Annotated in this window: 14 protein-coding genes, 1 tRNA gene and 2 pseudogenes; 9 read left to right on the plus strand and 8 right to left on the minus strand. The window is 71.3% G+C overall.

The features are described 5' to 3' along the window. The first annotated feature begins 114 nt into the window (after positions 1-114). The 5 genes from ABZ919_RS24435 (at position 115) to ABZ919_RS24455 (ending at position 6,077) form a co-directional block, all read left to right on the plus strand. A complete protein-coding gene (locus ABZ919_RS24435) occupies positions 115-1,356 on the plus strand; it encodes a branched-chain amino acid ABC transporter substrate-binding protein (protein WP_361251508.1) in 1,242 nt (413 codons plus the stop codon). A gap of 110 nt (positions 1,357-1,466) precedes the next feature. Beyond that, entirely contained in the window at positions 1,467-2,399 is a 933-nt protein-coding gene (locus ABZ919_RS24440) for a branched-chain amino acid ABC transporter permease (protein ID WP_361251511.1), read from the plus strand. Positions 2,400-2,404: 5 nt separating this feature from the next. Continuing rightward, positions 2,405-4,249, plus strand: a complete 1,845-nt coding sequence (locus ABZ919_RS24445) for a branched-chain amino acid ABC transporter permease (protein WP_361251514.1) — start codon at positions 2,405-2,407, stop codon at positions 4,247-4,249. Positions 4,250-4,254: 5 nt separating this feature from the next. After that, the gene (locus ABZ919_RS24450; RefSeq protein WP_361251517.1) at positions 4,255-5,364 is read left to right on the plus strand and encodes an ATP-binding cassette domain-containing protein; all 1,110 of its coding nucleotides are present in this window, start codon (positions 4,255-4,257) and stop codon (positions 5,362-5,364) included. Further along, positions 5,361-6,077, plus strand: coding sequence for an ABC transporter ATP-binding protein (locus tag ABZ919_RS24455; RefSeq protein WP_361251520.1), 717 nt, complete (start codon positions 5,361-5,363; stop codon positions 6,075-6,077). The genes ABZ919_RS24450 and ABZ919_RS24455 overlap by 4 nt, the downstream gene beginning before the upstream one ends. A 64-nt stretch (positions 6,078-6,141) precedes the next feature. Here ABZ919_RS24455 and ABZ919_RS24460 read toward each other — a convergent pair whose 3' ends face one another. Beyond that, positions 6,142-6,801 carry a response regulator gene (locus tag ABZ919_RS24460; RefSeq protein WP_361251523.1) on the minus strand — a complete coding sequence of 220 codons (660 nt, stop codon included), beginning with the start codon at positions 6,799-6,801 and terminating at the stop codon, positions 6,142-6,144. 103 nt (positions 6,802-6,904) lie between these two features. On the opposite strand from ABZ919_RS24460, the gene ABZ919_RS24465 reads away from it, so the two are divergent. Together ABZ919_RS24465 and ABZ919_RS24470 are read left to right on the plus strand one after the other, a co-directional pair. Next, positions 6,905-6,979, plus strand: a tRNA-Leu gene (locus ABZ919_RS24465). Between the two features lie 106 nt (positions 6,980-7,085). Further along, a pseudogene (locus ABZ919_RS24470) lies at positions 7,086-7,845 on the plus strand (helix-turn-helix domain-containing protein). A 28-nt stretch (positions 7,846-7,873) separates the two neighbouring features. On the opposite strand, the gene pyk reads toward ABZ919_RS24470, so the two are convergent. The 3 genes from pyk to ABZ919_RS24485 all read right to left on the minus strand — a co-directional run bounded on the left by pyk (position 7,874) and on the right by ABZ919_RS24485 (position 12,319). Then, positions 7,874-9,310: a pyruvate kinase gene (gene pyk, locus ABZ919_RS24475; protein ID WP_361251526.1), complete on the minus strand. Its 1,437-nt coding sequence runs from the start codon at positions 9,308-9,310 to the stop codon at positions 7,874-7,876. Positions 9,311-9,533: 223 nt separating this feature from the next. Continuing rightward, positions 9,534-10,946, minus strand: coding sequence for a SidA/IucD/PvdA family monooxygenase (locus ABZ919_RS24480; protein WP_361251529.1), 1,413 nt, complete (start codon positions 10,944-10,946; stop codon positions 9,534-9,536). Further along, positions 10,943-12,319 (minus strand): aminotransferase class V-fold PLP-dependent enzyme, encoded by a 1,377-nt coding sequence (locus tag ABZ919_RS24485; RefSeq protein ID WP_361251532.1) that lies wholly within the window; start codon positions 12,317-12,319, stop codon positions 10,943-10,945. Before ABZ919_RS24485 ends, ABZ919_RS24480 begins: the two co-directional genes overlap by 4 nt. Before the next feature lie 197 nt (positions 12,320-12,516). On the opposite strand from ABZ919_RS24485, the gene ABZ919_RS24490 reads away from it, so the two are divergent. Next, on the plus strand, positions 12,517-13,029 hold the full coding sequence (locus ABZ919_RS24490) for a GNAT family N-acetyltransferase (RefSeq protein ID WP_361251535.1): 513 nt from the start codon (positions 12,517-12,519) through the stop codon (positions 13,027-13,029). Between the two features lie 91 nt (positions 13,030-13,120). On the opposite strand, the gene ABZ919_RS24495 is transcribed toward ABZ919_RS24490, so the two are convergent. From ABZ919_RS24495 to ABZ919_RS24510, 4 genes are all read right to left on the minus strand, one after another. Beyond that, a complete protein-coding gene (locus tag ABZ919_RS24495; RefSeq protein WP_361251538.1) occupies positions 13,121-13,951 on the minus strand; it encodes an NAD(P)H-binding protein in 831 nt (276 codons plus the stop codon). Positions 13,952-14,061: 110 nt separating this feature from the next. Next, on the minus strand, positions 14,062-16,581 hold the full coding sequence (gene pepN / locus ABZ919_RS24500; RefSeq protein WP_361251541.1) for an aminopeptidase N: 2,520 nt from the start codon (positions 16,579-16,581) through the stop codon (positions 14,062-14,064). A 270-nt stretch (positions 16,582-16,851) separates the two neighbouring features. Continuing rightward, complete coding sequence (locus tag ABZ919_RS24505) at positions 16,852-17,199, minus strand: chorismate mutase (RefSeq protein ID WP_361251543.1); 348 nt, start codon at positions 17,197-17,199, stop codon at positions 16,852-16,854. A gap of 33 nt (positions 17,200-17,232) precedes the next feature. Next, positions 17,233-18,123, minus strand: a complete 891-nt coding sequence (locus tag ABZ919_RS24510) for an AraC family transcriptional regulator (RefSeq protein WP_361251546.1) — start codon at positions 18,121-18,123, stop codon at positions 17,233-17,235. A 90-nt stretch (positions 18,124-18,213) separates the two neighbouring features. Between ABZ919_RS24510 and ABZ919_RS24515 the strand changes: the two are divergent. Continuing rightward, positions 18,214-18,449 (plus strand): annotated as a pseudogene (locus ABZ919_RS24515) (beta-galactosidase); the annotation flags it as partial. Positions 18,450-18,563 lie beyond the last annotated feature (114 nt).

Below are 18,563 nucleotides of genomic sequence, written 5' to 3' on the forward strand. Positions count from 1 at the left end.
AGTCACGGCCAGTCACCGCGCCCCCGATTCGCTCTTCGGTTTGCAGCTTCAGGGGGATGCGCGCGGCTCGACCGTTTCCAGGGGGGAACGGTCGTCCTGGGGAAAGGACTGATCGTGCGTCAACGTTCGCTTATCGCCATCACCGCCGCGCTGGCAGCGGGAGCACTCACCCTGACGGCCTGCGGCTCGCGCGACAGCGGCGACAAGGGCTCGAACTCCGGCAAGGGCGGTGGCACCACCGTCACCATCGGCGTCGACGCCCCGCTGACCGGCGACCTGTCCGCGCTCGGCCTGGGCATCAAGAACTCCGTGGACCTGGCGGTCAAGACCGCCAACAAGAAGAACTACGTCAAGGGTGTCACCTTCAAGATCGACGCCAAGGACGACCAGGCCCAGCCCTCCTCCGGCCAGTCGAACGCCTCCGCGTTCGTCGGCGACAACAGCGTCCTCGGCGTGGTCGGCCCGCTGAACTCCTCCGTGGCCCAGTCGATGCAGAAGGTCTTCGACGACGCCAAGCTCGTCGAGGTCTCGCCGGCCAACACCAGCCCCGACCTCACCCAGGGCGCCAACTGGCAGACGTCGAAGTCGCGGCCGTACAAGTCGTACTTCCGCACGGCGACCACGGACGCCATCCAGGGGCCGTTCGCCGCGCAGTACGTCTACAACACGGCCAAGAAGACCAAGGTCTTCGTCATCGACGACAAGAAGACCTACGGCGCCGGCCTGGCCAAGACCTTCACCGACGAGTTCAAGAAGCTCGGCGGCAAGGTCGTCGGCACCGAGCACATCAACCCCGACACCAAGGACTACTCCGCGGTCGCCACCAAGGTGAAGAACTCGGGCGCCGACGTCGTCTACTACGGCGGCGAGTACCCGCAGGCCGGTCCGCTCAGCAAGCAGATCAAGTCGGCGGGCGCCAACATCCCGCTGGTCGGCGGCGACGGCATCTACGACCCGACCTTCATCAAGCTCGCGGGCAGCGCCGCCACCGGCGACCTCGCCACCTCGGTCGGCGCCCCGGTCGAAACGCTGGCCTCCGCCAAGCAGTTCGTCGCCGACTACAAGGCGGCGGGCTACACGGACGACTACGCGGCCTACGGCGGCTACTCCTACGACTCGGCCTGGTCGATCATCGAGGCCGTGAAGAAGGTCGTCGACGACAACGGGGGCAAGCTCCCGTCCGACGCCCGCGCGAAGATCACCGCCGCGGTGCAGAACGTCTCCTTCGACGGTGTGACCGGCAAGGTCTCCTTCGACGAGTACGGTGACGCGACCAACAAGCAGCTCACCGTCTACAAGGTCGACGGCGGCGCCTGGAAGGCTGCCCACTCCGGCACCTACACCCCCAGCAGCTGACCCACACCCGCACCACAGAGCCGCGCGGGGCGCTGTTCCACTGGCGCCCCGCGCGTCCTCGCATCCGGCTCCATCCGTCGAAGCTTTCCGAACCTCTCGGAGGACATGCGGTGAACGAACTGCCGCAGCAGCTGGTCAACGGCCTGCTACTGGGATCCATGTACGGGCTGGTCGCCATCGGCTACACGATGGTCTATGGCATCGTCCAGCTCATCAACTTCGCCCACGGCGAGATCTTCATGACCGGCGCCTTCGGCGCGCTCACGGTCTACGCGTACATATTGCCGGACGGCACCTCGATGTGGATCGCCCTGCCTCTCATGCTGGTGGGCGCCGTCCTGGCCTCCGTCCTGGTCGCCGTCGGAGCGGAACGGTTCGCCTACCGCCCCCTGCGCACCGCCCCGCGACTCGCCCCCCTCATCACCGCGATCGGCCTCTCCCTGGCCCTGCAGCAGGCGGTGTGGGCCTGGTACCCGCAGGCGAAGTCCGCCCGCACCTTCCCGACCATTCCGGGCGGCCCCTTCAACATCGGCAACGTGACGATCCAGACCGGTGACATCTTCCTGGTGGTCGCGGCCCCCCTCAGCATGGCGTTCCTCGCCTACTTCGTGATGCGCACCCGCACCGGCCGCGGGATGCAGGCCACCGCCCAGGATCCGGACACCGCCAAGCTGATGGGCGTCAACACCGACCGGATCATCGTGATCGCGTTCGCCCTCGGCGCCGCCTTCGCGGCCGTCGGAGGCGTCGCCTACGGTCTCAAGTACGGCCAGATCGACTTCAAGATGGGCTTCCTCCTCGGCCTGAAGGCCTTCACCGCGGCCGTCCTCGGCGGCATCGGCAACATCTACGGCGCCATGCTCGGCGGCCTCGTCCTCGGCGTCGCCGAGGCCCTGTCGACCGCCTACATCTCGAACATCCCCGGCATGGACAAGTTCGGCAGCCAGTCCTGGGCAGACGTCTGGGCGTTCGTACTCCTCATCCTCGTACTGCTGTTCAGGCCGCAGGGCCTGCTCGGCGAGCGCGTCGCGGACAGGGCGTGACACCGATGACCACACAGACCACCCCATCCGAGTCCCCCGAGACCCCGGCGGCCTCCCCGAGCGCGCCCGCGCCCGCCGCGTCCGGCCTGATCGGCCTTCCGGCCCCGCTCGGCCGGGCCCTCGCCACCGGCGGCGGCGTCCTCGCGATCGTGTCCACGTTCCTCTCCTGGACCTGGACCGCCGACTTCCCCGGCGACCTCACCGTCTACGGCTACCCGGGCGGCCTGCAGGTCCTGGTGCTCATCGGCGGCATCCTGACCACCCTGTTCGGCCTCGCCTCCTACGGCCTCAAGGGCCTCGGGTGGCTGACCCCCGGAAGCGCCGACGCCGCCCTGAAGCTGGCCGCGCTCGGCACCTTCGGTGTCGCCTGGTACACCGTCGTCGCCATCAGCGACGAGCTCGGCGGTCTGGTGAACCTGGAGCCCGGCGGCTTCGTCGTGGCCGTCGCCACCCTGGCCGCCCTGGTCGGCGCGCTGGCCCTGCCGTTCGAGCGGCCGGAGCCCGAACTCGCCGACCCCGACGACAGCGGCTGGGAGTTGTTCCGTCACAGGTCCCGGCAGAACTGGAACGTCTTCAAGGCGGCCTTCGCCGCCAAGCCCCCGGCCAGGGGACGCACCCTGCCGGCCTACGCCGAGATCCTCGTCATCGTCGCGGCCATGGCCGTCGGCCTGACGGTCTTCAGCTACGGCGTCAGCACGCCGTACGACGAGCTGTTCGTCGGCTTCCTCATCATCGCCGGCTTCGGCTTCGCCGCGCTCTCCAAGGCCGGGCTCGTGGCCCGGGTCTCGGCGATCACCGCGAAGCACCGCAGCCTCACCATGATCGGCGCCTTCGTCGCCGCCGCGGCCTTCCCCTTCACCCAGTCCAACGACCAGTACGCGACGATCGGCGTCTACATCCTGATCTTCGCGACCGTCGCCCTGGGCCTGAACATCGTCGTCGGCCTCGCCGGCCTCCTCGACCTCGGGTACGTCGCGTTCCTCGGCGTCGGCGCCTACACCGCGGCGCTCGTCTCCGGCTCGCCGTCCTCCCCGCTGCACGTGAACTGGCCCTTCTGGGCCTCGGCGTTGCTCGGCGCGGTCGTCGCCATGATCTTCGGCGTCATCATCGGCGCCCCTACCCTGCGACTGCGCGGCGACTACCTGGCCATCGTCACCCTCGGCTTCGGTGAGATCTTCCGCATCACCGTCCTCAACATGGACGGCACCTCGGGCCCGGACGTCACCAACGGCTCCAACGGCATCTCCTCGATCCCGAACCTGAAGATCCTCGGCTTCGACTTCGGCCAGGAGCACCAGATCCTCGGCACCACCATCGGACGGTTCGCCAACTACCTGCTGCTGATGCTGATCATCACGCTCATCGTGGTCGTGGTGTTCCGGCGCAGCAGCGACTCCCGCATCGGCCGCGCCTGGATCGCCATCCGCGAGGACGAGACCGCGGCGCTCGCCATGGGCATCAACGGCTTCCGGGTCAAGCTCATCGCCTTCGCCCTGGGCGCCTGCCTGGCCGGTCTGTCCGGTTCCGTGCAGGGCCACGTCACCTACACGGTGACCCCGGAGCAGTACCAGTTCGCCTACGCGGTGCCGCCCAACTCGGCCTTCCTGCTGGCCGCGGTGGTCCTCGGGGGCATGGGCACCATCGCCGGTCCGCTGGTCGGCGCGTCCCTGCTGTACCTGATCCCGGCCAAACTGCAGTTCCTGGGCGACTACCAGCTCTTCGCCTTCGGCGTCACCCTCATCCTGCTGATGCGCTTCCGTCCGGAGGGCCTCATCCCCAACCGGCGCCGCCAGCTCGAGTTCCACGAAGAGGCCGAAGCACCCGCCGTTCTCACCGAGGCAGGGGCCTGACCACGATGACTACCGACACCACCACCAAGGACGCCGCCCCCGCCGGCTCCGCACCCGGCGAGGTCGTGCTCGACGCCCGCGGCGTGACCATGCGCTTCGGCGGCCTCACGGCCGTACGCAACGTCGACTTCACCGTCAACAGCGGCGAGATCGTCGGCCTGATCGGCCCCAACGGCGCCGGCAAGACGACCTTCTTCAACTGCCTGACCGGCCTGTACGTGCCCACCGAGGGCGAGGTCCGCTACAAGGGCCAGGTGCTGCCGCCGAAGTCCTTCAAGGTCACCGCGGCCGGCATCGCCCGTACCTTCCAGAACATCCGGCTGTTCGCGAACATGACGGTCCTGGAGAACGTCCTGGTCGGCCGGCACACCCGCACCAAGGAGGGCCTGTGGTCCGCGCTGCTGCGCGGCCCGGGGTTCCACCGGGCCGAGGCGGCCTCCCGCGCACGGGCCATGGAACTGCTGCAGTTCGTGGGCCTGGAGAAGAAGGCCGAGCACCTCGCCCGCAACCTCCCCTACGGCGAGCAGCGCAAGCTGGAGATCGCCCGCGCCCTGGCCAGCGAGCCCGGTCTGCTGCTGCTCGACGAGCCGACGGCGGGCATGAACCCGCAGGAGACCCGGGCGACCGAGGAACTGGTCTTCGCCATCCGTGACAAGGGAATCGCCGTCCTCGTCATCGAGCACGACATGCGCTTCATCTTCAACCTCTGCGACCGGGTGGCCGTGCTGGTGCAGGGCGAGAAGCTGATCGAGGGCGACAGCGCGACCGTCCAGGGCGACGAACGCGTGATCGCGGCCTATCTCGGCGAGCCGTTCGAGAACGCGCCCGGCGACGATGAGGCCGCCGAGGTGGAGGCCGCGGAGGCGAACTCCGCCACCCCGGCGGAGCCCGCAGACGCGGATGCCCAGGCCACGGCCGAGCCCGCAGACGCGCAGGCCGAACCCACGGCCGAACCCGCCGGGGTCACGGCCGAGCCCACCGACGCGGACGCCGAGGCCACGGCCGAACCCGCCGACGCGCAGGCCGAACCCACGGCCGAACCCACGGCCGAGGCCGCCGACGCGCACGCCGAGACCACGCCCGACGCCGCGCCCGGCAAGGAGAACGACCGATGACCGCACTGCTCGAAGTGGAGGACCTGAGGGTCGCCTACGGCAAGATCGAGGCCGTCAAGGGCATCTCCTTCAAGGTCGAGGCCGGTGAGGTGGTCACGCTCATCGGCACCAACGGCGCCGGCAAGACCACCACCCTGCGCACCCTCTCCGGTCTGCTGAAGCCGGTCGGCGGGCAGATCCGGTTCAACGGCAAGTCGCTGAAGAAGGTCCCGGCCCATCAGGTGGTCTCACTGGGCCTCGCCCACTCCCCCGAGGGGCGGCACATCTTCCCGCGCATGACCATCGAGGACAATCTGCGCCTCGGCGCGTTCCTGCGCAGCGACAAGCCGGGCATCGAAAAGGACATCCAGCGCGCCTACGACCTCTTCCCCATCCTGGGCGAGCGGCGCAAGCAGGCCGCGGGCACCCTCTCGGGCGGTGAGCAGCAGATGCTGGCGATGGGCAGGGCGCTGATGTCCCAGCCGAAGCTGCTGATGCTGGACGAGCCGTCGATGGGCCTGTCCCCGATCATGATGCAGAAGATCATGTCGACGATCGCCGAGCTCAAGGCACAGGGCACGACGATCCTGCTGGTCGAGCAGAACGCCCAGGCGGCGCTCTCGCTCGCCGACCACGGCCATGTCATGGAGATCGGCAACATCGTCCTCTCCGGCACGGGGCAGGATCTGCTGCACGACGAGTCGGTCCGCAAGGCCTACCTGGGCGAGGACTGACCGTACCGACGCGGCCCGCGTCCTCTTCTCCGGGGCGCGGGCCGCGTCGTGCGCAAGGGGCCGCTCAGCCGTTCTTGGCGGCCTTCTTCTCCTCGCTGTCCGCGATGACCGCCTCGGCGACCTGCTGCATCGACATCCGGCGGTCCATGGAGGTCTTCTGGATCCAGCGGAACGCGGCCGGCTCGGTCAGGCCGTACTCCGTCTGCAGGATCGACTTCGCGCGGTCGACCAGCTTGCGGGTCTCCAGGCGCTGGGTGAGGTCGGCGACCTCCTTCTCCAGCTGCTTCAGCTCGGTGAAGCGGGAGACGGCCATCTCGATGGCCGGGACGACGTCGCTCTTGCTGAACGGCTTGACCAGGTACGCCATGGCACCCGCGTCCCGGGCGCGCTCGACGAGGTCGCGCTGCGAGAAGGCGGTGAGCATCAGGACCGGCGCGATGGACTCCTCGGCGATCTTCTCGGCCGCGGAGATGCCGTCCAGCTTGGGCATCTTCACGTCCAGGATGACCAGGTCCGGCCTGTGCTCACGGGCCAGCTCGACGGCCTGCTCGCCGTCCCCGGCCTCGCCGACGACGGTGTACCCCTCCTCCTCCAGCATCTCCTTCAGGTCGAGCCGGATCAGGGCCTCGTCCTCGGCGATGACGACACGGGTCGTCAGCGGAGGCACGTGCGACTTGTCGTCGTCGGGCGCGTCTACGGGCTGGGGCGACTCGGGGGCGGTCACTGAGGCTCCTTGGTCCTGGGCAGGCCGGTACTGCTGACAAGAGCCTACCTAGCTGCGGTAAGGTGGACGCGCGGAGGGTCGGGGGAAACCTTGGATTCTGCGAGCCCCGGTAGCCCAATTGGCAGCAGGCAACGGATTCAAAACCCGTACAGTGTCGGTTCGAGTCCGACCCGGGGCACTTTTCCTTCAGTTCCAAGGTCGCTATGTGCAAGCGGAGGACCACGTTCGCGTGGTGCTCCGCTTTTTGCTGTCCCCGGGGGGACTTAGCGCCCCAGAGTGGTCACATGCACGACGTCAGCACGCGCAAGCGAGCCCTCTCGCTGGTGGCGCAGGGCCGCAGCATCAACTCCGTCAGCAAGGAGATGGGCATCTCCAGGGCTGCGATCCGCTCCTGGCGGCACCGTCTGGAGCCGCTGCCTCGCATGACGACCCCGGATCCGGTATCGCCCGCCGACGACTGCGCGTACGCCTACCTGCTCGGCCTCTATCTGGGCGACGGCTGCATCAGCGCTCACCCGCGCGGAATCGGGTACCACCTCAGGGTCGCGTGCGCCGACGCGTGGCCCGGCCTGATGCAGTTGTGCCGCGAAGCCCATCACGAAAGTGCACCCCGGTGTCGGCACCTACGCCGTTCAGAAGCAGGGCTGCTCCATGGTGACCAGCTACTCCCGGCACTGGCCGCACCTCTTCCCCCAGCACGGCCCCGGCAAGAAGCACGAGCGCCCCATCACCCTCGAGCCCTGGCAGCGAGCGATCGTCGAAGCCCACCCCTGGGAGTTCGTCCGAGGCCTCGTTCACTCCGACGGCTGCCGCGTCACCAACTGGACGACCCGCATGGTCGCCGGTGAGCGCAAGCGGTACGAATACCCGCGTTACTTCTTCACCAACAAGTCGGACGACATCCGGGCCCTCTACACCGGCACCCTCGACAAGCTGGGTGTCCAGTGGACGCACTGCCCACGCGGCGGCAACCCGTACACCATCTCCGTCGCCAAGAAGGCCTCCGTAGCCCTCATGGACACCCACGTCGGTCCCAAGCACTGAAAAGGGCCCCGCAAAGGGCCCCGCCCCGTTACCTGGGGCTGTCGTCCTCGCCGATGTGATGGACCCGGACCATGTTCGTCGAGCCGGAGACACCGGGCGGGGAACCCGCCGTGATCACCACGACGTCGCCCTTCTCGCACCGGCCGTACCTCAGCAGCAGCTCGTCCACCTGGTCGACCATGGCGTCGGTGGAGTCGACGTGCGGGCCGAGGAAGGTCTCGGCGCCCCAGGTCAGGCTGAGCTGGGAGCGGGTGGCCGGCTCGGGGGTGAAGGCGAGCAGCGGGATCGGCGAGCGGTAGCGGGAGAGCCGGCGGGCGGTGTCTCCCGACTGGGTGAACGCGACCAGGAACTTCGCGCCGAGGAAGTCGCCCATCTCGGCGGCGGCCCGGGCGACCGCGCCGCCCTGGGTGCGCGGCTTGTTCCGCTCGGTCAGCGGCGGCAGGCCCTTGGCCAGCATGTCCTCCTCGGCCGCTGCCACGATCTTCGCCATGGTGCGCACGGTCTCGACCGGGTACTTGCCGACGCTGGTCTCGCCGGAGAGCATCACCGCGTCCGTGCCGTCGAGCACCGCGTTGGCCACGTCGGAGGCCTCGGCCCGGGTCGGCCGGGAGTTGCCGACCATCGAGTCGAGCATCTGGGTGGCGACGATGACGGGCTTGGCGTTGCGCTTGGCTAGCTTGATCGCGTGCTTCTGCACGATCGGCACCTGTTCCAGCGGCATCTCCACGCCCAGGTCGCCGCGCGCGACCATCAGCCCGTCGAAGGCGGCCACGATGTCATCGAGGTTCGCCACGGCCTGCGGCTTCTCGACCTTGGCGATCACCGGCAGGCGACGGCCCTCCTCGGCCATGATCCGGTGCACGTCCTTGGCGTCGTCGCCGCTGCGGACGAAGGACAGGGCGATGACGTCGAAGCCGGTGTGCAGCGCCCAGCGCAGGTCGTCCTGGTCCTTCCCGGAGAGCGCGGGGACCGAGACGGCGACGCCGGGGAGGTTCAGGCCCTTGTGGTCGGAGATCATGCCGCCCTCGATCACGCGGGTGCGGACGCGGGGGCCGTCGACGGCGGTGACCTCCAGGCAGACCTTGCCGTCGTCCACGAGGATCCGCTCACCCGGGGTGACGTCGGCGGCAAGTCCGGCGTAGGTGGTGCCGCACCGGTGGCGGTCGCCCTCGACGCCCTCCTCGACGGTGATGGTGAAGGAGTCGCCGCGTTCAAGGAGTACCGGTCCTTCAGCGAAACGCCCGAGCCGGATCTTCGGACCTTGAAGGTCGGCGAGAATTCCGACGCTGCGACCGGTTTCGTCGGCCGCCTTGCGCACCCTCCGGTAGCGCTCCTCGTGCTCGGCGTGGGTGCCGTGGCTGAGATTGAACCGGGCGACGTCCATTCCGGCGTCGACCAATGCCTTGATCTGGTCGTACGAGTCGGTGGCGGGCCCCAGAGTACAGACGATCTTTGCTCGGCGCATAGGTCGAGCCTAGGCCTTACCGGTGGGTAGAGAATCGGTCGCACATGACCACTCAACAACCTTTGAGTAAAGGGTTATTGACAAGTGTTGAATTGTGCGACCGCTCGCTCCGATGAGCGAATCTTCCCTTCGAAAAGACCGGCTCCGCAAAGCGGCGCGGGAACCCTTGCGACCGGTCCCCGCGCCGCGGACCGACGACGTGGCGGCTTCCGGTCCCGGCTCGCTACTCTCCGTCGACCAGGGGCGTCAGCTGGTGGGTCTGCCGGGCCGGGGGCACCCGCTGCCGGTCCTCCTGGAGGCCGAACGTGGTGAACGCCGTGCGGGTGGCGGGCGGGTACGGCTCCTTGCCGGTCAGGGAGTTCAAGATCGTGGCGCTGCGCCAGGCGGCGAGGCCCAGGTCGGGTGCGCCGACGCCGTGGGTGTGCAGCTCGGCGTTCTGGACGTACACCGAGCCGGTCACCGACGGGTCGAGGACCAGCCGGAACTCCTCGTCGATGCGCAGGCGTTCGCTGCTGTCGCGGCGCAGATAGGGGTCCAGCCCGGCGAGGAGGCGCCCGAGCGGACGCTCGCGGTAGCCGGTGGCGAGGACGACGGCGTCGGTGGTGAGCCGGGATCGGCTGTCCTGCTGGAGGTGTTCCAGGTGCAGCTCGATCTTGCTGGTGGCGATGCGCCCCGCCGTGCGGACCCGGACGCCCGGGATGAGGACGGCTTCGGGCCAGCCGCCGTTCAGGCTGCGCCGGTACAGCTCGTCGTGGATGGCGCCGAGCGTCCCGGCGTCGATGCCCTTGTGCAGCTGCCACTGGGCGGCGATCAGCCGGTCGCGGACGGGCTCGGCGAGGGCGTGGAAGTAGCGGGTGTAGTCGGGGGTGAAGTGCTCCAGGCCGAGCTTGGAGTACTCCATCGGCGCGAACGCCGCGCTGCGGCCGATCCAGTGCAGCTTCTCGCGGCCGGCGGGGCGGCGCCGGAGCAGGTCCAGGAAGACCTCGGCGCCGGACTGTCCGGAGCCGACGACGGTGACGTGCCCGGCGGCCAGGATGCTCTCGCGGTGGTCGAGATAGTCGGCGGCGTGGACGACCGGTACGCCCGGGGCGTCCACCAGTGGCTTGAGCGGGTCGGGCACATGGGGGGTGGTGCCGACGCCGAGGACGATGTTCCGGGTGTGCGTACGGCCCAGCGCCTCGGTTTCGCCCTCGGCGTCGAGCTGGGTGAAGTCGACCTCGAACACGTCCTGTTCGGGGTTCCAGCGGACCCCGTCGACCTGGTGGCGGAAGCGCAGTCCGGGCAGGCTCTGGGCGACCCAGCGGCAGTAGGCGTCGTACTCGGCGCGCTGGATGTGGAAGCGCTCGGCGAAGTAGAAGGGGAAGAGCCGCTCGCGGGCCCTGAGGTAGTTCAGGAAGCTCCACGGGCTGGTCGGGTCGGCGAGGGTCACCAGGTCGGCCAGGAACGGCACCTGGATGGTGGCGCCCTCGATGAGCAGGCCGGGGTGCCAGTCGAAGCCGGGGCGCTGTTCGTAGAAGACGGCGTCGAGTTCGGCCAGCGGGTGGGCGAGGGCGGCCAGGGAGAGATTGCACGGTCCGATGCCGATGCCGACCAGGTCGCGGGGGGACGTGGGTTCGTGGCGTGGGGGGTTGGTCATGCGAGGGCGCCTTCTGCTACGAGTTTCAGGAGCTGGGCCAGGTCGTCCGGCCGGGTGTGGGGGTTGAGGAGGGTGGCCTTGAGCCAGAGGCGGCCGTCGAGCCGGGCGCGCCCGAGGACGGCCCGGCCCTCGTGCAGCAGCCTGCGGCGTACGGCGGCCACGGCGTCGTCGGTGGCGTCGGCGGGCCGGAACAGGACGGTGCTGATCACGGGCCGGTCGTACAGCTCGAAGCCGGGGTGCTCGTCCACCAGCGCCGCGAACTCCCGTGCGTGGCCGCAGACTCGGTCGATCAGCGCACCGAGTCCGGTGCGGCCCAGGGTCTTCAGGGTGACCGCGATCTTGAGGACGTCGGGGCGGCGGGTGGTGCGCAGCGAGCGGTCGAGCAGGTCGGGGAGTCCGGCCTCGGTGTCGTCGTCGGCGTTCAGATAGCCGGCGCGATGGTGGAGCACGGCGAGTTCGCCGGGGCGGGCGACGGCGAGGAGGCCGGCGGCGACCGGCTGCCAGCCGAGCTTGTGCAGGTCGAGGGTGACGGTGTGGGCGGCCTCCAGCCCGGCGAGCTTGTCGCGGTGCCGGTCGCTGAACAGGAGGCCACCGCCGTAGGCCGCGTCGATGTGCAGGCGGGCGCCGTGGGCGGCGCACAGCCCGGCGATCTCGGGCAGCGGGTCCACGAGGCCGGCGTCGGTGGTGCCGGCGGTGGCGGCGACCAGCAGTGGGCCGGAGAGCGTGGTGAGCGCTTCGTCGAGCGCGGCGAGCTCGAGGGTGCCGCCCGCGGCCGGGACGACGACCGGGTCGGGCAGCCCGAGCAGCCAGGCGGCGCGCGGCAGCGAGTGGTGGGCGTTGGCCCCGCACACGAGCCGCACGCTGCCGCCGTGCGCCTCGCGGGCGAGCAGCAGGGCGAGCTGGTTGGACTCGGTGCCGCCGGTGGTGACGAGGGCGTCGGCGAGACCGGCGGCGTGGGCCAGGGCGCGGGTGACCGCGGCTTCCAGGGCGGAGGCTGCCGGGGCCTGGTCCCAGGAGTCCAGGGACGGGTTGAGGGCGCTCACGGCGAGATCGGCGGCGGTGGCCACGGCGAGCGGCGGGCAGTGCAGATGGGCCGCGCACAGCGGGTCGGCGGGGTCGGCGGCGCCCTCCGCGAGGGCGTGCACGAGGGTGCGCAGGGCGCCGGGTTCGCCCTGTTCCGGCAGGACGTCCCCGAGCACGCCGGCGATGCGCGTGGCGACGGCCTGGGGGCCCCCGCCGGGCAGTGGGCCGCCGCGCGCCCGCGTTCCGGCCGCGAGCGCGTCGAGGGCGGTGGCGAGGAGCGGGCGCAGGGCCTCCGGGCCGTGGGGGCCCGAGGCGAGGGGCGGGGTGGGCAGAGATTCCTCACCGCTCATCGGCTGTCCTCCGCTCTTGGACCGGCCCTCGGGGGCGGATTCCGGCGCCGGGGGTTCCGGCTTGTGACTGGACTTTCAGCTTGTACGGGAAGAGACCCGTGCGTCCCTATAGCCCAACGATCGGAACCCGAAAGTGGGTACTGCCGTGCGAGGAAAACACGTTGGGGCGCTCGCGCCGCGCGGCTAACGTCAGCCGGATGGTGGACGCTTGGACGATCGATGTGCCCGGTGAGCGGGTGCTGGTGCGCGAACTCGGCCCGGCGGACGAGGCGCCGCTGCTCAGGCTGTTCGAGGAGTGCGAGGACTGGTTCACGGCGGCGACGGGCCTGCCGTCGGGGCCGGCTGATGTGCAGAGCCTGTTCTACGCGCTGCCCGAGGGCGCCGGCCCCGAGGACAAGGTGCTGCTGGTGCTGGAACGGGAGGGGGTCGTCGCGGGCGTGGTGGACGCCGTGCGCAACCACCCGCAGCCGGGATCGGTATCGGTGGGCCTGTTCCTGCTGGCGCCCTGGGCGCGGGGCCGGGGCCTCGGCCGGGCCCTGGCAGAGTCCCTGCTCGACCGCGCCGGGGACGTGCCGGTGGTGACGGCCACGGTGCCGCTCCGCTGGGAGCCCGGCGGACGTTTCCTTCAGCGGCTCGGGTTCGCTCTGGATGCCGACGCACCGCGGGAAGGACGTGTGCGAGGGGCGGTGCTCCGGCCCTTGAGGCACTGAGCGCTCCGACGGAGGTGCCGTGGACGGCCGTCGATCGGGTGCGGCAGCGTCGTGGCTGACAGCACGGTTCCCCGCGCCCTCCGGACGGGCCCTACGCCCGGCCCGCGAAGTCCCCGGCGTGGTCCCGCGCCCACTGGGCGAACGTACGGGCCGGAACTCCGGTGGTCTTCTCCACCGTGTCGGTGATCTCCGGCGGTACGCCGACCGTCTCCCCGAACGTCCGCAGCAGCCGCTCCAGCATCTGCGGCGGCACGTGCGGGAACAGCTCCGGGCCCGCCTCGCCGGGGTCCGTCTCCACGAACGTCAGCTCCCGGCCGAGGGCCGCGCCGATCGCCGCGACCTGCTCGGCGTTGCTGGTCGCCCCGGGGCCGGTCAGCCGGTGCACGGCGCCCTCGTGCCCACCGTCGAGCAGGACCCGCTCGGCGACGGCCGCGATGTCGTCCTCGTGGATCGGCGCGGAGAGCGCGTCCGCGAACACCCCGCGCACGGTGTCGCCGGCCCGGATCTGCGGCGCCCACTGCAGGGCGTTGGTCGCGAACGCGTTGGGCCGCAGGAACGTCCAGGCGAGTTTGCTGTCGCGGATCTGCTGTTCGGCGGTGGCGTGCATGACGTGGATGGGGTGGGTCTCGTCGGCACCCTCCTGGACGATGCCGCTGGAGAGCAGCACGACATGGCGCACGCCCCGGGCGCGGGCCGCCGCCAGCAGGTCGGGCGCGGCGGCCTGTGCGTAGAGGAAGAGGGCGGTCGCCCCGCCGAAGAGGGCGGCCGGCTCGTCCGGCTGGAACCGCACCACCTCGGCGCCGTCGGGCAGGGCGGCCCGCCGCGGGTCGCGGGTGAGAGCCCGCACGGGCCGGCCCGCGGCGAGGAGACGGTCAACGAGGGCACGGCCGACGTTGCCGGTCGCACCGGTCACTACGATCACGGAACTGCCTCCCAAGGCTCGGCTGGTCGTGCCTGACAGCTAGAGCCTAGGAGGGCCGTCCGGACCGCCGCATCGTCGGCAGGGACCAGCCGCGCCCTAGGTCGCCGGGCCTACTCCGCCGGCGTCCCCTGCGCCTCTTCCGCCTCCTCCGCCCGCTCGCCGCGCACCCGCAGGGCGCGGGCCAGGTCGTCGAGCCGGTCGGCGAGGGTGCGGCGCAGGGCCGGGGTGGGGTCGGCGTCGCGCAGACAGGCCCCGCCGAACCGCAGGTTCTCGGCGTCGACGGCGTGGGCCGGGAAGGCCCAGCGGCCGGCGGCGACCGCCATCGCGGGGCCGCGCCGGGCACTGAGGCTGACGGCGTCCGGGTAGAAGCGCGGCACGTACTCCCGTACCAGCTCGGCCTGTTCGGGCTGCCAGAAGCCCTGGGCGGTGGCCGTGAAGAGGTAGTTGGACAGCTCGTCGCCCGCGAACATCGCCTCCCAGGCCGCCCGCTTGGCCTCCGGGTGGGGCAGGGCGGCACGGCAGCGGGCGGCGCCCTCCTGGCCGGTGGCGCTCGGGTCGCGCTCCAGCTCGGCGGCGATGGCGGCCTCGTCGGTGGCGCCCAGCGCGGCGAGCCGGGCGAGGATGCGCCAGCGCAACTCGGGGTCCAGCTCCGGGCCGCCGGGCACCGTGCCGTCGGCGAGCCAGGCGGCGATGGTGTCGGGGTGGGCCGCCACGCCGATCAGGTGCCGTACGGCGATCAGCCGCAGGCCGGGGTTGTCACCGTCCTCGGTGCGCCGCAGCAGGTCGCGGCAGAGCGCGGTGAGGGTCGACAGGGCGGCCGGGCGGTCCTCGGGCCTCAGGTACTGGTCGGCGATCTGGCCGGAGGCGAAGGCGAGGACGCCCTGGGCGATGGCCAGGTCGGTCTCGCGCGGGAGGTGGGCGCGGGCCGCCTCCAGGTAGGCGGCGGGCGGGAGTTCGCCGTCGCGCACGGCGTCCCGCAGGGCGTTCCAGACGACCGCGCGGGTGAGCGGGTCGGGCAGCCCGGACAGGCCGGCGCGGACCGTCTCGAAGGACTCGGCGTCGAAGCGGACCTTGGCGTAGGTGAGGTCGCCGTCGTTGAGCAGGAGCAGGGCCGGGCGCTTGCCGATGGGCTGCGGCGCGGTCTGCGGGACGTCGAGGTCGACGCGCTCGCGCAGCACCAGCCGGCCCTTGTCGGCGACCTCGTGGTCGTACAGGCCGGCGGTGAGGCGGTGCGGGCGGCTGCCCGCGCGGTCGACGGTCAGCGTGCAGGTGCCGTCGGCGGCGACGACGGGCGTGAGCTTGTCCACGCCGGTGGTGCGCAGCCAGCTGTCGGCCCAGGCGGGCACGTCGCGGTCGGTGGCGGAGGCGAGGGAGTCGATGAAGTCGGCGAGGGTGGCGTTGCCGAACCTGTGGCGGGAGAAGTGGGTGTTGATGCCCGCGAGGAAGTCCTTCTCGCCGAGCCAGGTGGCGAGCTGGCGCAGCGCGGAGGCGCCCTTGGCGTAGGAGATGCCGTCGAAGTTGAGCAGGGCGGCGGCGGTGTCGTCGACGCTCTCGGGGGCGACCGGGTGGGTGCTCGGCCGCTGGTCGGCGTCGTAGCCCCAGGCCTTGCGGGTGACGCCGAACTCGGTCCACGGGCCGGTGAAACGGGTGGCCTCGGCGGTGGTCTGGTAGCCCATGTACTCGGCGAAGGACTCGTTCAGCCAGATGTCGTCCCACCACTTGAGCGTGACGAGGTCGCCGAACCACATGTGGGCCATCTCGTGTGCGATGACCATGGCCCGGGTCTCCCGCTCGGCGTCGGTGACGGCGGAGCGGTAGACGAACTCGTCACGGAAGGTGACCAGGCCGGGGTTCTCCATGGCGCCCGCGTTGAACTCGGGGACGAACGCCTGGTCGTAGGAGTCGAAGGGGTACGGCTCCTCGAACTTCTCGTGGTAGCGGTCGAAGCACGCGCGCGTGATGTCGAGGATCTCGTCGGCGTCGGCGTCGAGGTGGGGCGCGAGGGAGCGGCGGCAGTGGATGCCGAAGGGCAGTCCGCGGTGCTCGGTGCGCACCGAGTGCCAGGGGCCCGCGGCGACGGCCACCAGGTAGGTGGAGATCGGCGGGGTGGGCGCGGCCTGCCAGACACCGTCGCCCCGGTGCTCGGCGACGCCGTTGGCGAGCACGGTCCAGTTCTCGGGCGCCTTGACGCAGACCTCGAAGACGGCCTTCAGGTCGGGCTGGTCGAAGGCGGCGAGGACGCGCTGGACGTCGTCCATGAACATCTGCGTGTAGACGTACGTCTCGCCGTCGCTCGGGTCGGTGAAGCGGTGCATGCCCTCGCCGGTGTGGGAGTACCGCATGGCCGCGTCGACGCGCAGCTCGTGCTCGCCGGCGGAGAGGTTCTTCAGCGGGAGCCGGCCGTCGTCCAGCGACTCGGGGTCCAGGGGCTCTCCGTCGAGCGTGACGGCGCGCAACTCGGCGGGCTTCAGCTCCACGAACGTGTCCCCGGCAAACCGCGCCGTGAACCGGATCACGGTGCGGGAGTCGAAGGTCTCGTCCCCGGTCGTGAGGTCCAGTTCGACCGTGTAGCGGTGGACGTCGAGGAGCTGTGCTCGGAGCTGCGCTTCGTCGCGCGTGAGTACGGACATGCAGGCCATGCTGCCTGATCACAGTGACAGCGCACAGGGGGTGGCCGGGTTCACGGCTTATGTCCGGATCGCCATCCGGGCCCGCGTACGCTCCGGACCGGCCCCGCCCGCTCCCGACCGCTTCCTGTGCGCTACCGAGCGACCTCCTGCGGTCCTGCACGGTCCTCGCCCGCTCCCGCCACACCCCCGCCCTCTCCCCCAGCGCCCTCACGGGTCCGGTGGGACCGCCACGCATCACGTCCGGCGACGGCCCCGCCGGGCCCGGCGGGGTCACTCCTCCGGCTGCTCCCCGTTCGCGGTGTCCTCGGCGATGCGCTCGTGGTGCCGGATCACCTCCGCGATGATGAAGTTCAGGAACTTCTCGGCGAAGGCCGGGTCGAGCTTGGCGTTCTCCGCGAGGCGGCGCAGCCGGTCGATCTGGCGGGCCTCGCGGGCCGGGTCGGCGGGCGGCAGCTGGTGCACCGCCTTGAGCCGGCCGACCTGCTGGGTGGCCTTGAACCGCTCGGCGAGGAGGTGAACGACGGCCGCGTCGATGTTGTCGATGCTGTCGCGCAGCCGCTCCAGCTCCTGACGGACCTCCGGGTCCACGTCACCGGTTCCGGTGTTGCTGGTGGTCATGCACGTCACCCTAGGGGTTCTGCGGGCTGCGCCTTAAGGGCTGTCCGCAGAGTGGATCACCGGCGGATCGTCCGGGTCCGGCACCCGGTCGCTCCAGCCGCCGGGCACGCTGCGGCCCTGCTGGGCACGGAAGCGGGCCGGGGCCACGCCCACCCGGCGCGTGAACAGCCGGGAGAAGTACGCGGGGTCGTCGTAGCCGACGCGGCGGGCGACGGCGGCGACGGGCAGCTCGGTGGCGGCGAGGAGTTCCTTGGCGCGGCCGAGGCGGATCCGGAGCAGGTAGTCCTTGGGGCTGCAGCCCGCGGCCCGGCGCACCGCGCCCCGCAGCTGGGCGGTGCTCATCCCGTGCCGGGCGGCGTGGTCGGCGACGCTCATCGGGGTGCAGGCATGCCGCGCGAGGGCCTGCAGCACCTGGTCGCCGTCGGGCGCGAGATCGGCGCGGGCCCGGCGCAGGGCGACGAGGAGCTCGTGCACGGCGGCGCCGGTCTCCACCTCCAGCAGCGGGTTGCCGCGGCGGGCGGCGCGGGCGATGCGGGCGACCACCGCGCGGGGCGCGGAGGCGTCGGAGAGCGGGACGACGGGACGGTCCGGCTCGATGTAGCCCAGCTCGGTGTACGTCGTGGTGGCGGGCCCGGCGAAGTCGACGAAGCCCTCGTCCCAGCCGGTGTCCGGATCGGGCGCGTAGTGGTGGGCCACGCCGGGGGTGAGCCACAGCAGCGCGGGCGCGGTCACGGCCGTACGGCGGCCGTCGGCGTCCCGGTACCAGCCGCGGCCCGTGCTGATCACGACGGCCACGTGGTGGTCGAGGGTGCGCGGGCCGACCGTGGGCAGCGTCCCGTGCTGGAGGCCGACGCCGAGGCAGACCAGGCCGAGGCGGTGGTGTGCGGGGCCGGGGCTGAAGAACCGCATCCAGGTCTGGTACATCGGCGCTCCTGGCGGGCGTGCGGTGAGCGGGACTCTGGTCCGAGCAGCGCCGATCTTCGTCCAGGGCGCTGATCACCGGAAGGGCTGAGGCTGGGGCGCACGAGCGACTTCCGGGTGGGGGAATCCGAATCCTGCTGGACGGGCGGCCGGCACGGCTGCTGTCCGGGACGCTGCACCCCTTCCGGATGCGCCAGGGGCACTGGCGGCACCGGCCGGCCAAGCGGCGGGCGATGGGCCTCAACTGCGTGGAGACGTGCGTCCCCTGGAACCTGCACGAGCCGGGCCCCGGAGGCCAGCGGGACGTGCAGGGGCCGGGCCGGTTCCTGCACGGGGGCGGGAACGCGGTGGGGGTGCCGGAGCTGCAGGAGAGCGCCCCGGAGCGCCCGGCGCCCCGCCTCCTGCCCGTGTGACCGGCCGTCCCTCCCGCCTACAGTGGAGAG

The sequence above is a fragment of the Streptomyces sp. NPDC046759 genome, assembly GCF_040645475.1.
In the GTDB taxonomy this organism is placed as follows: Bacteria; Actinomycetota; Actinomycetes; order Streptomycetales; family Streptomycetaceae; genus Streptomyces.